A 13,591-nucleotide genomic window follows, 5' to 3' on the forward strand; every position below is an offset into this window, starting at 1 on the left:
TGGCGGTCATGACGTTCCAGCCGTCGCCGACTTTGATGCGCCAGCCGAAGAGGCCGTTTCCTTGGCCGGGGTAGGTCCAGAGGGTGCCGTTGCCGTCCTGGGCCAGCAGGTCCGCCTTGCCATCACTGGTGAAGTCCCTGGCAACAGGGACCGGGGCGGGTGCTGACCCGGTGAAGAGCAGGCGGTTAGGGGTACCTGCCGACGCATTGGCGATGACGCCCTGGGTGGCGGCGGAGCTCAGTTCCGCTGTTACTGCCGCCGGCGTCTCCTGGGGGTTCCGTGCCAGGACAAGCGCCGCCGCCCCTGCAGCGTGCGGAGACGCCATGGATGTCCCGCTCAAGGTGGCAAGCGCCGTCGTGGCCGTATCCCAGTCGGACAGGATGCCCACCCCGGGCGCATACATATCAACGCAGCTTCCGTAATTGGAGAACGCAGCCTGGTGGTCGGAGGCATCGCTGGCGGCGACGGTCAGCGCCTCGGGTACCCGTGCGGGGGAGGTGGTGCAGGCGTCCACCGCGGAGTTTCCGGCAGCAACCACGGCTGTGACCCCGTCATTGATGACTCCCCGGACGGCGTCATCAAGCGTGGTGCTGGTGGGGCCGCCAATGCTGAGGTTGGCCACTGCCGGGGTGCCGGCGGCGTGCTGGGACACGATCCAGTCAAGCCCCGCGATGACGTCGGAGTCATACCCCGAACCGTCGCAGCCGAGCACCCGCACCGGAACCACGGTGGCCGCTTTGGCCACCCCATGGGTTTTCCCGGCGATGATCCCGGCAACATGCGTGCCGTGGCCGTTGCAGTCACTGCTGCCCTTTCCGTCGGCGATGGCAGTCCAGCCCGCCGCCACCCGGCCGCCAAAATCAGTGTTCTCCGCCAGGACACCGGTATCGACGACGTAGGCACTGACGCCCGCCCCGGTGGACGGGGGCGTGAAGGTGCCGGAGAGCGGGAGCGCGCGCTGGTCGATCCTGTCCAGGCCCCAGGGCGGCGACTGCTGGGTGTCGGAAACCGAAACGGGCAAATCCGGCTCAATAACGGAAACCCGTGGCGAATGCGTCAGGGCAGCCGCCTGGGCATTGGTGGCGGTAATCGCCGCGCCCCGGACCGCCGCCGAGAAGGTCTTGCCGACGCGCACGCCCTGCGCCCGGAGGGACCCCGCCTCCGCGGCCACATCCGCGCCCTTGCTGAAACTGACCAGGTACCGGCCCTCGTCGCCGTTCACGGGGCCGGCTGCCTGCGCGTTACCGCTGATCACCGGCGAGGGCGGCGGATCGACGGCCACCGTGGAGGTTTGAGCACTGGCTTGCGGAGCCATCAGCATGACAGCAACCGCGGCGGCCAGAACCGCGCCTGCGGAACCCCGGAATCGCTTGGGAAATGACATGGAGGCCTCCTAGTGACCGATGCGTCCTGCGGCAAATAAACCGTGGGTGGTTCCGGTGGCCGTTCCGGGCGCGGCAAAGGAGGCTCCATGCGTTGCGGGCCGGCAATGACAATGGCCGGCAGTAAATGCGATAGCCCCAGACAATTTCCTTATGCTCCCCAGCTTTCGGCGGAAACGGAAACCATTCCCTGATCCGCACCGCCAGTCCTTGCCCGGGAGCCCCGGCTGAGCCCGGGGCCTGTCCTTCAGCGCAGGCTTTGGGCCTGGGCAGACGGACGGTATGATCCCGGCCATTTTACAACTTCCCGATTCCGGAAGCAGCGTCACCAGCGGGGCAGGGTCATCAGCGTGGGCCTCAACCAGCCGGGGGGAAGCCCGGAAGGCCACGTACCGAGGGTCCCCGCGCCCCACCAGCCCGCCCAGCTCCTGGACACCCAAAGAATCGGCAGCACCCATATCCGTTGCCCCTCATCAACCACAAGGACACGGCAGCGAAGGTGCTGGTGCACCCTTAGGGGCAGCTCGGACTTTAGTCCCTGTTGTGGAGTAACCCTCAGGCGTAGCTTGAATGTGGGTCCTGCAGCCGCGGGACCCACATTCCAAGGGGGCATCATGGCCAGGCCTCGGCATACAGTTCTCGGCGTTCTCGGGCTTTCCGGCCTGATCGTGCTCACCGGCTGCTTCGGCCCTCCGGCGCCGGGTCCAACCAACAGTTCGGCCGCTCCCAGTCCCACGGTGAGCAGCGCCAGTCCAAGTACGACGGCGAGCCCCACCACTTCTGCGACCACCACTTCGGCGACCCCGACGACGCCGGCCGGCACCTCCGCCGCGCCCACCACCCCAGCTGCCATGCCGCCGTCGTCCGCTCCCGCCAGCCCGCCCCCGACGCAGGAACCCGCCCCGACCGGACTGCCGGAGCAGGTGGGGCCGCTGACCGTCTACTACGTGGCTGTTGGTGACAACGGCGTCTCGGGGCCGAAAATCGGCTGCGGTGACAGCCTGGTGGCCACCACCACGGCGCCCGTCCGCTTCACGGACCAGGTGGGCCCCAGCGTCGGGACCCTGCTGGCCAACAAGAAGCGCGACGTCGGCCTGTCCGGGCTGATCAACGTCCTGTACCAGTCCAACCTCACGTACCTCGGTGGCGAGCTTGACGGCAGCACCATCAGCATCTGGCTGTCCGGGCAGTTCATGCTCGGCGGCGTCTGCGACATCCCGCGGGCGAAGGCGCAGCTGGAATACACGGCCATGGCGGCCTCCGGGGCCACCAGCGCGCAGGTGTTCGTCAACGGCCGGCCGATTGACGAGGTGCTCAGCCTTAAGTAGGTGTAAGGGTGCTTGCCGACAACATCCACAGGGAGGCAACCGCATGGACCGCCTGCAACACCCGCTTTTCGCCAGGGCCTTCGCACGCGCCGTGAGGGGCATGGACCGCCGAGGGGCTGCGGAGCATCGGGGCAGCATCCTGGCCGGGCTGCAGGGATCGGTGATCGAGATTGGCGCAGGGGCAGGCTCATCCTTCGCGCTGTACCCGCCCGCTGTCACCCACGTCCTGGCCCTGGAGCCCGATAACTACCTGAGGAGCGTGGCGGAAAAGGCAGCAGCAGCCGCCAGCGCTCGCCCACATCCTGGGCACTGCCACCAGTCCTGGGCCGCGAACTGACCGGGCCGCCACCTAAGCGGACCGCCAACTGACCGGGCCGCGAAACTAAGCGGGCCGGCCGGCGCTCGGCGAGATCCCGCCGTCGTACCCTTGCCTTAGGTTAAAGTCACGAAGTCCACGCGTCCGAACGGATCGGCATGACAGACGTGAATGTCCAGGAGCGCAGCCCCCTCCAGCTGGCCATTACCGACGCCGCGAGCCTGACGGCGGAGCAAACGCTGGCGCGCCTGGGATCCGGGCCGGGCGGCCTCACCCGGGAGGAAGCTGCCGCCCGTTTGGAACAGCTGGGACCCAACGCCGTCCGCACCCACCGCGCCAATGGATGGGCCGTGCTGGGGCGGCAGTTCGCCAGCCCCATCCTCCTCCTCCTGATCGTCACCGCCGGGCTGTCCCTGTTCCTGGGCGACGCCACCAACTCCATCGTCATCGGCGTGATCCTGCTGGTCAGCGTGGGCCTCGGCTTCACCAACGAATACCGCGCAGAGCTCGCCTCCGAGGCCCTGCACTCCCGCGTCACCCACAAGGCTGCCGTCCAGCGCGACGGAACCACCAGCGAAGTGGATGTCACCGCGCTGGTGCCCGGCGACGTGGTCCACCTTTCCCTCGGCGCGATCGTCCCGGCGGACATCCGCCTCCTCACCACCAGCAACCTCCTTTGCGACGAAAGCATCCTCACGGGGGAGTCCCAGCCCGCAGGCAAGGACCCTGCCCCCGTTCCCGGCGGCGCCTCCCTTGCCGACCTCTCCTCCTGTGTGTTCATGGGCACCATGGTGCAGTCCGGGGGCTGCAGCGGCGTGGTGGTGGCCACGGGCGGGCGGGCGGAGTTCGGCCGCATCGCGCTGGGCCTGGGCGAACGGCAGCCGCAGACCGAGTTCCAGCTGGGCCTCAAACGGTTCTCGTTCCTGCTGCTGCAGGTGGCCGTCGTGCTCACCTCGCTCATCTTCGTCGCCAACCTGCTGCTGCAGCGGCCCCTGCTGGAATCGCTGCTCTTCTCCCTTGCCATCGCGGTGGGCATCACACCGCAGCTGCTGCCCGCCGTCGTGAGCACCAGCCTGGCCACCGGCACCCGGCAGCTGGCCAAGCGGAAGGTGCTGGTCAAGCGGCTGGTGTGCATTGAGGACCTGGGGGACATGGACATCCTGGTCACGGACAAGACCGGCACCCTCACCGAGGGCAAGATCAGCTTCACCCATGCACTTCCTGCCCACGCCGGGATGTCCGACGACGGCCTGCTCACCCTGGGTTTGCTGGCCACCGAGGCGAACTATGCAGGGGCGAAGGCTTCCTCCGCGGGCCAGAATCCCCTGGACGCCGCGCTGTGGGAGAGTCCGGGTGCGGCCGCCTTCGACGCGGCACGGTTCGAGCGGCTGGACCTGATCGGCTTCGACCACCAGCGCCGCCGGACTACGGTGCTGGTCAGTGAAGCCGGCGGTCCCGCCCTGCTGGTCACCAAGGGCGCCCCCGAGGACGTCCTGGCCCTGTGCGGACCCGTTACGCCGGCAGCGCAGGCGCAGCTGGATGAACAGTTCGACGCCGGCTCCCGGGTGGTTGCCGTGGCCACCCGCCCGGCCGCCGGACTGGCCAGGCTGACTCCTGCCGATGAGGGCGGCCTCACCCTTGCCGGCTTCCTGGTGTTCCTGGACCGGCCCAAGGCCAACGCGCGGCAGTCGCTGGACCGGCTGGAGGCGCTGGGCATCGCTGTGAAGCTCGCCACCGGCGACAACGCGAAAGTGGCGGAGAAGGTGTGCGCGGACCTGGACGTGATCTCCGGCGGCACGCTGACGGGCGCCGAGGTCGAGGCAATGTCCGACGCCGACCTTGCCGCCGCCGCGCGCACGGCCACCATCTTCGCCCGCGTCTCGCCCGAACAAAAGGCGCGGATCATCACCCTCCTGCGGCAAAGCGGAGGGGCAGTAGGCTTCATGGGCGACGGCGTCAACGACGCCCTGGCACTGCACAAGGCGGACATCGGAATCTCCGTGGATACCGCAACGGACGTTGCCAAAGACGCGGCCGACGTCGTCCTCCTGGACAAGGACCTTGGCGTCCTGGCCGACGGAGTGATGGAGGGGCGGCGGATTTTCGCCAACACCATCAAGTACGTGCTGATGGGTACGTCCAGCAATTTCGGCAACATGTTCAGCGCGGCCACGGCCTCCGTGGTGCTCAGCTTCCTGCCCATGTTGCCCGGCCAGATCCTGCTGAACAACCTGCTCTACGATTCCGGGCAGCTGGCCATCCCGGGGGACCGCGTGGACAAGGAACAACTGCGGGCGCCCTCCCACTGGAACATCGCGTTCATCCGGCGGTTCATGCTGCTCTTCGGGCCCATCAGCTCGCTGTTCGACTTCGCCACGTTCGCCCTGATGCTGTTCGTGTTCACCGCAGCGCCGGGGGAATTCCGGGCCGGCTGGTTTATCGAATCCATCGCTACCCAGACGCTGATCATCTTCGCCATCCGCACCCGGCGCGTCCCGTTCCTGCGCAGCCGCCCGTCCACCGGCCTGCTGGCCGCGTCCCTGGGAGTGGTGGCCCTGGGGGTGTTCCTGCCGCTTTCACCCCTGGCCGGCGTGCTGGGCTTCGACCCCCTGCCGGTGCCCTTCTTCCTGGCATTGCTGGGAATGGTGGTGGTGTACCTGGTGCTGGTGGAGTTCGCCAAACAATGGTTCTTCGCCCGCGACGCCCAAAAGCTGCCGGTGCCGCTGCCGCCCGTCCAGCGCCGGCACGCCACCCACCACATCTCCCGGCGGGCGTTCCGGTTCAGCATTCCGGTTAGGGTTCCTCCGCTGGGGGCGCCGGCCAGGGGCCCGTCGCTAAGGGGGCGCAGGGCGCGGCGGGGGAAGGCAGTCCGTAACCTTTAGGGCTTGCCGGGCCGAGGGTTGTTAGCATGGAGGGAGGGACGCTGGGGGCTTTCAAATATCGGATCCGGGGTGATGCAGGCCGCCGTGGATACGTTCGAGTTCGGAGCGTTTTTCATGTGGCGAGAACCAATAAGGCGACGGACCCGGGAACTCCTGCGGGAGTTCGTAGAGCGGGCGGATGATCTTGTCCGGGCCCAGGAACACATCGAGGGACTGCTCGGCGCAGTGGTTTCCATGACGGAGGACCTGAGCCTGGAAGCAGTGCTGGACCGCTTGGTCCAGTCAGCGTGCGAACTTGTAGGGGCCCGTTACGGGGCTCTGGGCGTCATTGGTGATGACCAGCAGCTCAGCCACTTCATCACGGTGGGCATTGATGAAGAAGGTGCCAGGGTCATCGGCGACCTGCCCACCGAACACCCCATAGCAGTTGGCTTTCCTTCCAACCACCCGCCCACGGGCACCTTCCTGGGCGTTCCGGTCCGGGTCCGGAACGAGGTCTTCGGCAACCTGTACCTGACTGAAAAGATCGGCGGCCAGGAATTCACGGGCGAGGACGAAGATCTTGCTGTTGCCCTGGCCGCGGCCGCCGGTGTGGCCATCCAGAACGCGAAGTTGTTCGACGACACCAGGCGCCGCCAGCGGTGGCTCGAGGCCGGGATGGAAGTAAGTGACCGCCTGAAGGATCAGCCGCGGTCCGATACCGAGAACCTGGACATGATTGCCGAGCGCGCCCTGAACGCCTCCTCCTCGGTCCTGTCCCTGATCGCATCGGTGGGTGCGGACGGAACCATCAGGTGCCGGACCGCCGTGGGTGCCCAGTCGATGCCCGGCGGCCAGGAACTGCCCGCTGCCGGCGTCCTGTCTGAAGTGCTGGAGACGGGGGAATCCACAGTCCTGTCCGACCCGCTCCTGGTATTCGATCCGACGTCGGCCGAAAAGCTTGGGCCGGTCCTGGTGGCCGCCCTGGGCAGCAACAGCGACGGCCACCGTGACAGCGTCCTGGTCCTGGCCAGGGCTGTGGGGGGAGCCCGGTATACGGACGTGGATGTGGAGCAAAGCGCTGTGTTTGCGTCCCGGATAGGCCTGACGCTGGACCTCCTCAAGGCGAACCAACTGCGGGAAGAGCACGCCCTGTTCATAGACCGCGAACGGATTGCGGCGGACCTGCACGACCTGGTGATCCAACGGCTCTTCGCAGCCGGGCTAAGCATCCAGGGCCTGCGCCGCTACACCGCTGACCCGGCGGCCCACGAGCGTCGGATTGCCGGGATCACCTCGGAGCTGGACGACTGCATCCATCAGCTTCGCGACACCATCTACTCATTGCAGGCCCGCGAACCCGATAAGGAACTCCTCAGCGGCCGTTTGCTCCGCGCTGTGCAGGAAGCCGCCAACGCTGCCGGGTTCGTTCCCAGGATCGAGCTTTCAGGACCGGTGGACGATGTTGTGGGAGATGAGGTAGCCGAACAGTTGCTGCGGGTGCTCCACGAAAGCGTCAGCAACGCCGTGCGGCATTCGGGATCGGAGGACATCTCCATCCTGCTCGCCGTGCAGGAGGGCGAGGTGGTCCTCACGGTCCGCGACACCGGCCGCGGATTCAAGGATCCTGAACGCGTCAGCGGGTTGAACAACATGAAGAACCGGGCCACCCGCCTGGGCGGGGACTGCATCATCGACAGCGCCCCCGGCGAAGGCACCAGCGTGACATGGAGGGCACCCGCTGCGGGCTGACCGACCGGCCGGCGGACTGGCGGTTCCGGGCCGTGCAAAGCGGCGGCCAGGATATATGTCAGTGCAGCAGTTCCCAGGCCCGCGGGATCGGCGCGGGGATCAGGAGGCTCCGCCGCCGGAAGCCCAACTTCTGGAGCACGGCGGACACGCCGGCCGCAACGGCGTCATCAGGGAGCACCAGCTCCTGACCGATCTGCCCGTTGGTCAGTCCACGCGCCATGAGGGCAAGCACCTTCCGCTCCGTGCGCGTCATGGCCCTCAGCCAAGGAGCGGAAGCGGTTGCATACAGGCTCTCGGCCACCCGTTCCCGGACCCCGGGGCCGATCGGCGCGATGCCTGCGGCAGTGCTGCGGATGCAGTCAACCAGTGCGTCGTTGTTTCCGATTCGTTTGAGCACATACCCTGACGCGCCCGCCAGGACCGCCGCCCGCACGGCGTGCTGCTCGTCCCAGCTGGTTAGGATCAGGCAACGCACGCGGGGAGCAGCGGAGCGCAGGTCACGGCACACCTCGATGCCGGTGCCGTCCGGCAGCCTGTCGTCCAGCACGGCGATGTCCGGCTGCAGGATGTGGATCAGGCGACTGGCTTCCGCGGCCGATCCGCTGTCGCCAACAACGTCGAATCCATCATGTTCGAGCAGGTCGGCAAGGCCCCGCCGCACCATTTCGTGGTCGTTGAGGATAAAGACCCGGATGGGCAGGCCGGGGGACCAAAACTCACTGGCTGGTTCTGCAAATGTGTTCATTGGGACGCTCTCATCGGCTCGACGTCCTCCCCGGCTGCCCTTTCCCTGCAACCGCCCCTCCGGAAGGAACCTCATTAAATCATCGGCACTTACGGCCATTCAATTCCCAGCGCCGTGCCGGAAGAGACCGGGATCTCCCGGGGAACGCCGCGCGCAGCGCGCACGGTGCTGTGTTCCGGCGCTGGCCGCTTGCCGGTTCGCTGCCGCCGTGTACTGCCTTGTACTCGTCCATGGTTGCCATGTTCCGGTATCTCTTCTACCGGCTCAGGCAGCCTGATGCTGCGGGTGGGCGAGGAAGACCTCCAGCGACTGAAGCGTGACCTCTGCGTCCTGGAAGACCGGGTTGCGGTGCGGATGCAGGCGGTGCAGCAGGCCGCCGTTGTACTGGAGCCGGCGCCGTGCGGTATTGACGGTGCGGACGGCATGGTCAAGGTCTTCCAGGCGGCGGGGCAGGGCACGGGTCATGCACTGGATCGAAGCAAGGGCGACGGCCAGGACGTTGGCATCCAGTTGCTGGCCCGCTGCCCGGTGGCGGCGCAGCTGGGAGGCCAACCCGTCCCAGATTTCCTGCGCCGCCGTCCGCGCCACCTCAGTCCGCGCCTCGTTGACGGAAAGCCCCCGGGCCAGGAACTCCTTGTAAAGGGTGTCGAACCGGCCGGCCAGTTCCTCGGCTTTCTTCGCCGTGTCACCGGCCGGAGCTGATGAGGGATTGAAATTGGAGGGGTGGAGGAGCATCGCACGTCGGCGTGCCGCTTCCGCCTGCGACAAAGTAGCGGGGCGGAAGGTGATGATGTCAGCGGACATGCCGGTCCTTTCAAAATCCAGCCAGCAGGATGCGCCTGCACGCAGGGGGATCCTCTACGGTGCCCCCGGCGGAAAGCCTCTGGGTTCATTGGCGAAAGCCGCTCCGGCCTCGCAATATGAGGACCCGGATGGCACGCCTTTACAAGGATGCCAAGTGTCACAAGCCCGGCTGTAGGGCTGAAAGTCCCGACGTCCAAGAGGGCCACGGTACCGTCGCCTGCGGCCGCCGGTGGGGCTTTGTGCCCTGTTTCAGGCTTCGGGGCCGCCCTAGCCTGAAAGAAGCAGTGCGGCGTATTGGCCGGCTGCAGGATCCGGGAGTTCCTGGGTTTGGCCGCGGTCATCACCACCACCCAGCTCACAGGGGGTGCCTGGGGCGCAGCCTTCCTGTTCCTCTTCATGGCCGCGGGCTTCGGGGCCGTGTTCGCCCGGGAAAGCACCAACTGGTGGGCCCTGATCCCGTCAGGCGTCATGTTCACGCTGGCGGTCATCGTGGCCCTTCCGCAAGAACTGCAGGGTACCCCTACTGCAGCAGTCCTCTTCCTGGGCCTGGCCGCAACCTTTGGTGTGCTGTCACTGGTGCCGGTCCGCACCAGTGACCCTGCCCGCGACCATACGGACCGGATGAAATGGCCGCTGATCCCGGCCGGGATCCTTGCCGTCATGGGACTGATCTTCGTCCTCCAGGCAACCGCGCTGCTCATCCCCGTGGACTTCGCCTTCCCCGCGGTCATGATCCTGGCGGGGCTCGCCCTGATGGTCTACGCCTACCTCACCTACCGTGACGGACGGCAGAAGGCACACGGTCCAGGGCCGCGCGCAGGCTGAGACCGCGGGATGGCACTACACGGCAGTCCCGGACGGGAACTTTGCCATTACGTGCCGGCCCGGGGGGAGGGATCGGGCAAGAAGCGTGGCCCACAGCCACGAGGCGAAGGACCGGAACACCACCGAGGCGCCGGCCACCAAACCGCGCGTCGCATCCACCATGCGTGCCCCTGCCATCTCCACGATGCGTGCCCCGGCCAGGACGCTGATGGCCATGGCCCCCACGGCCACGAAGTACTGCCGGCGTCAGTGGCGGTGTCCATACACCCAACTTAGGCTGGTGGATCCGGCCCGCCGGGTCAGCCAGGGGAGTCCGGCCAGGGGAATCCGGCGGCTACCCCGCCGTCCGTGATGTCCTGGACGTCGGGGGCCCCGGCTCTTTAGGCTCTTTGGCTGGCAGGGAGGCGACGTAGCCCAATGCCTTCTCTGCCCATGCCCGCGCCCGGGTCTCGTCGCCGTCGCCCTCTTCGTTCCACACTTCGGGCAGCCCGGTGTATCCGCCCATGGGCCGCTCCGCCGGGCCGAACGGGACGGTCCGCTCGGAGGACTCCAGCAGCTCCCTGTCCTTTGGGGAGAGCTTCACGCCGATGGTGGACCCGAACAGCCCGGCGAACATGTTGCCGTTGACGAACGCGCCCAGGTTGCCGAACATCGGCTTCACCACCACCCCGGGGTGGTCCGGGACCACGCGGCGGAACCGCTCTTTTTCTTCCTCGGTTGCTTTGGGCATCTCCATGGCTTCGCCTCCCGGTGGCAGCGTATTTCCGCAGGATCTGGATGCAGGATATGCCTCTTTGGCGGCACGGTCGAGAAGAGGTTGGGGCAGGGGCCCAGCCGGCAATAAATGCGCCACTGAGCAGGTCAAACTTCCTGCAGGAGTGCTATACATAGCTCAAGGCAACTATTTATTGGCTGCCCTGCCACGGGACATTGATCCGGGATACTTCCGAAGGCTGGAGGCAACGGTGCTGAACACGCCAGCCCTGAACCCGGCTCCACAGTCCCGGACCCCGGCCGCCGGCAGGCTCACGCCCCCGTCCCTCGCCGCGCTCGCCTGCCTCAGCCTCGCGTTGCTGACCGGCTGCAGCGGCGGCACCAGCCAGTCGGTGTCCACGGCCGTCAAGGACAGTTCCTCTGCCGTCGCCACCGCCCGGATCGCCCTGCGGCAGGACATGGACGGCAAGCTCACCCGTGCCGCAGCCTCCACCAGCCTGGATGACGAGCTCAAGGAGATCCAGACCAGCCGCAGCACCGTCCTGAAGCTCTCGCCCTCCACCCAGGAGGACCGCGACACCCAGAAGCAGGCACTGGACGTGCTGGACCAGTGCGCCGCCGGCTTTACCACGGCACGCGCCGCGCTGGCAGGGAACGACGGCGGCACCCCCTCCCTGCCGGACGGAGACAAGGCGCTGGCTGACGCGCAGGACGCCCTGAAGCAGCTCGAAGACAATGTGGGGTCCCAATGAAGGCTCACTCGTGAAGCGGCTCCTCGGCGTCGCGCTCGGGGTCCTCACCGCCATCGGTGGGTTCGTGGACATCGGGGACCTGGTGACCAACGCCGTCGTCGGCTCCCGCTTTGGACTGTCCCTGGTGTGGGTGGTGGCCATCGGCGTGCTGGGGATCATCCTGTTCGCCAACATGTCGGGCCGGGTGGCAGCAGTGTCAGGCCGGGCCACCTTCGAGGTGATCCGCGAACGGCTGGGGCCCAGGGCCGGACTGGCCAACCTTTCGGCATCGTTCCTGATCAACCTCATGACTGTTACAGCGGAGATCGGCGGCATTGCCCTGTCCCTGCAGCTGGCCAGCAGCGTCTACTACCTGCTGTGGATTCCCGTGGCTGCGCTGGCGGTGTGGCTGGTGATCTGGCGGGTCCGGTTCTCCATCATGGAGAACGTCACGGGCCTGCTGGGGCTGACCCTGATCATCTTCGCGGTGGCGCTGTTCCTGCTCAAACCGGACTGGGGCTCGCTGGCCGGACAGCTGACGCCCGCGGTGCCGCAGCAGGAGACGGTCTGGACGTACAGCTACTACGCGATTGCCTTGTTCGGCGCGGCCATGACCCCTTACGAGGTGTTCTTCTTCTCCTCCGGTGCCGTGGAGGAGGGGTGGACCGCGAAGGACCTGGGGCAGTCGCGGATCAACGTCCTGGTCGGTTTTCCGTTGGGCGGCCTGCTGTCCGTCTCCATCGCGGCCTGCGCCGCCGTCGTCCTCCTGCCGGCAGGGATCTCGGTGACCTCGCTGTCCCAGGTGGTCCTGCCCGTGGCGGAGGGCGCCGGAAAATTGGGGCTGGCGTTTGTCCTGGTGGGCATGGCAGCGGCGACGTTCGGTGCGGCACTGGAAACCACCCTTTCCAGTGGATACACCCTGGCCCAGTTCTTTGGCTGGTCCTGGGGCAAATTCCGCCGGCCCGCGGAGGCGGCGCGCTTTCACCTGTCCATGATCGTGTGCCTGCTGGTGGGCATCGCGGTGCTGGCCACCGGCGTGGACCCCGTCCTGGTGACGGAATACTCGGTGGTGTTCTCGGCAATCGCGTTGCCGCTGACCTACCTGCCCATCCTGATTGTGGCCAACGATCCCCAGTACATGCGCGAACACGTGAACGGGTCGGCAGTGAACGTGCTGGGCATGGTCTACCTGGTGATCATCCTTCTCGCCTCCATCGCGGCAATTCCCCTCATGATCGCCACAGGAGCCGGCTCATGACTTCCCTGCACAACCCGCTGCCTCCGGTCCCACACGTGGCCGGGCGCATCCTCGACGCCCAGCTGCACCTCATGGACCGGCAGGTTTTGGATCACGACGGCGTCCCGGTCACTACCGTGGATGACCTTGAGGTGAGCGGGCCTGCTTTGGACGTGGAGATTCCGCCGGGCACGGAACCGCCGGTTATTACCGCCCTGCTGACCGGTTCCGTGCTGGGGACGCGCATCTTTGGCGGCAGGCCGCCGTCGTCCCGGCTGGTCCGTATCCCTTGGACTGACGTGGCGGAGGTGGGCGTGGTGGTGAGGCTTGGCGTCAGCGGGGAGCCGCTGGACGCCAGCTGGGTGGAGCGGTGGGTCCGGGACAAGATCATTGCCCGCATCCCGGGAGGCCGCCATGATCCTCGGTGACCTGCTGGGTACCCCCGTGTTTGATGCCGACGGCGGGCGGCTGGGCCGCGTAGCGGACGCGCGGTTCGTGCTGGAGGGCGCCCCCCACCAGCTGATGGTCGAGGCCCGCCTGCTGGGGCTGGTAGTTGGCCCGCACAGTGCGTCCTCTTTCATGGGCTACGAGCGGAACGGCCTGACCCATCCCCGGCTGCTGGCCCGGATACTGAGGTGGCGGCACCGCGGATCTTTCCTGGTGCTCTGGGAGGACGTTGCGGCGGTGGGCACCGGGTCTGTCCGGCTGCGCCCCGGATATACCCGCTACAGCACGGCACTGGTGGGCCCCGGGAAGGCCTAAATCGGGGCTGATCAGGCACGCAATTAGACGTGGGCGCAATTTCCTGTAGTGTTGAACCTGTTGTTGTGTTTATGCAGTTGGTAGTTCAGGCAGTACGCGCGGTCGAAAGTCCGTGTTCTTCTGAAGTAGCGGTT

General features: G+C 67.1%; 14 protein-coding genes. 9 read left to right on the plus strand and 5 right to left on the minus strand.

The genetic code is table 11. The features are described 5' to 3' along the window. Positions 1-1,384 (minus strand): S8 family peptidase (locus tag J7I84_RS02890; protein WP_251045992.1); only part of this gene is annotated, 1,384 nt, incomplete at its 3' end. 735 nt (positions 1,385-2,119) lie between these two features. Between J7I84_RS02890 and J7I84_RS21430 the strand changes: the two genes are divergently transcribed. From J7I84_RS21430 to J7I84_RS02910, 4 genes are all read left to right on the plus strand, one after another. Further along, positions 2,120-2,710, plus strand: a complete 591-nt coding sequence (locus J7I84_RS21430; protein WP_311381053.1) for a hypothetical protein — start codon at positions 2,120-2,122, stop codon at positions 2,708-2,710. A 43-nt stretch (positions 2,711-2,753) separates the two neighbouring features. Next, a complete protein-coding gene (locus J7I84_RS02900; RefSeq protein ID WP_251045995.1) occupies positions 2,754-3,047 on the plus strand; it encodes a hypothetical protein in 294 nt (97 codons plus the stop codon). A 137-nt stretch (positions 3,048-3,184) separates the two neighbouring features. Next, on the plus strand, positions 3,185-5,908 hold the full coding sequence (gene mgtA / locus J7I84_RS02905) for a magnesium-translocating P-type ATPase (protein ID WP_214940427.1): 2,724 nt from the start codon (positions 3,185-3,187) through the stop codon (positions 5,906-5,908). A 114-nt stretch (positions 5,909-6,022) separates the two neighbouring features. After that, positions 6,023-7,639, plus strand: a complete 1,617-nt coding sequence (locus tag J7I84_RS02910; protein WP_214940428.1) for a GAF domain-containing sensor histidine kinase — start codon at positions 6,023-6,025, stop codon at positions 7,637-7,639. A 58-nt stretch (positions 7,640-7,697) separates the two neighbouring features. On the opposite strand, the gene J7I84_RS02915 is transcribed toward J7I84_RS02910, so the two are convergent. Together J7I84_RS02915 and J7I84_RS02920 are read right to left on the minus strand one after the other, a co-directional pair. After that, positions 7,698-8,384 (minus strand): response regulator transcription factor, encoded by a 687-nt coding sequence (locus J7I84_RS02915; RefSeq protein ID WP_214940431.1) that lies wholly within the window; start codon positions 8,382-8,384, stop codon positions 7,698-7,700. Between the two features lie 264 nt (positions 8,385-8,648). Further along, complete coding sequence (locus J7I84_RS02920; protein WP_214940433.1) at positions 8,649-9,188, minus strand: hypothetical protein; 540 nt, start codon at positions 9,186-9,188, stop codon at positions 8,649-8,651. Between the two features lie 294 nt (positions 9,189-9,482). On the opposite strand from J7I84_RS02920, the gene J7I84_RS02925 reads away from it, so the two are divergent. Further along, positions 9,483-10,013 carry a hypothetical protein gene (locus J7I84_RS02925; RefSeq protein ID WP_251045997.1) on the plus strand — a complete coding sequence of 177 codons (531 nt, stop codon included), beginning with the start codon at positions 9,483-9,485 and terminating at the stop codon, positions 10,011-10,013. Positions 10,014-10,028: 15 nt separating this feature from the next. On the opposite strand, the gene J7I84_RS02930 is transcribed toward J7I84_RS02925, so the two are convergent. Together J7I84_RS02930 and J7I84_RS02935 are read right to left on the minus strand one after the other, a co-directional pair. Beyond that, the gene (locus tag J7I84_RS02930) at positions 10,029-10,229 is read right to left on the minus strand and encodes a hypothetical protein (protein ID WP_214940435.1); all 201 of its coding nucleotides are present in this window, start codon (positions 10,227-10,229) and stop codon (positions 10,029-10,031) included. Between the two features lie 118 nt (positions 10,230-10,347). Continuing rightward, positions 10,348-10,749, minus strand: a complete 402-nt coding sequence (locus J7I84_RS02935) for a TfoX/Sxy family protein (RefSeq protein WP_214940437.1) — start codon at positions 10,747-10,749, stop codon at positions 10,348-10,350. Positions 10,750-10,921: 172 nt separating this feature from the next. Here J7I84_RS02935 and J7I84_RS02940 point away from each other — a divergent pair, with 172 nt between their 5' ends. From J7I84_RS02940 to J7I84_RS02955, 4 genes are read left to right on the plus strand one after another with little or no spacing between them, the layout of a single operon-like run. Then, positions 10,922-11,479, plus strand: a complete 558-nt coding sequence (locus tag J7I84_RS02940) for a hypothetical protein (RefSeq protein ID WP_214940440.1) — start codon at positions 10,922-10,924, stop codon at positions 11,477-11,479. A gap of 10 nt (positions 11,480-11,489) precedes the next feature. Then, on the plus strand, positions 11,490-12,716 hold the full coding sequence (locus J7I84_RS02945; protein WP_214940442.1) for an Nramp family divalent metal transporter: 1,227 nt from the start codon (positions 11,490-11,492) through the stop codon (positions 12,714-12,716). Beyond that, positions 12,713-13,123 (plus strand): hypothetical protein, encoded by a 411-nt coding sequence (locus J7I84_RS02950; protein ID WP_214940446.1) that lies wholly within the window; start codon positions 12,713-12,715, stop codon positions 13,121-13,123. The genes J7I84_RS02945 and J7I84_RS02950 overlap by 4 nt, the downstream gene beginning before the upstream one ends. After that, positions 13,110-13,457 carry a PRC-barrel domain-containing protein gene (locus J7I84_RS02955; RefSeq protein ID WP_214940448.1) on the plus strand — a complete coding sequence of 116 codons (348 nt, stop codon included), beginning with the start codon at positions 13,110-13,112 and terminating at the stop codon, positions 13,455-13,457. Before J7I84_RS02950 ends, J7I84_RS02955 begins: the two co-directional genes overlap by 14 nt. Positions 13,458-13,591 lie beyond the last annotated feature (134 nt).

The sequence above is a fragment of the Arthrobacter sp. ISL-85 genome, from assembly GCF_018613675.1.
Classification (GTDB): domain Bacteria; phylum Actinomycetota; class Actinomycetes; order Actinomycetales; family Micrococcaceae; genus Arthrobacter.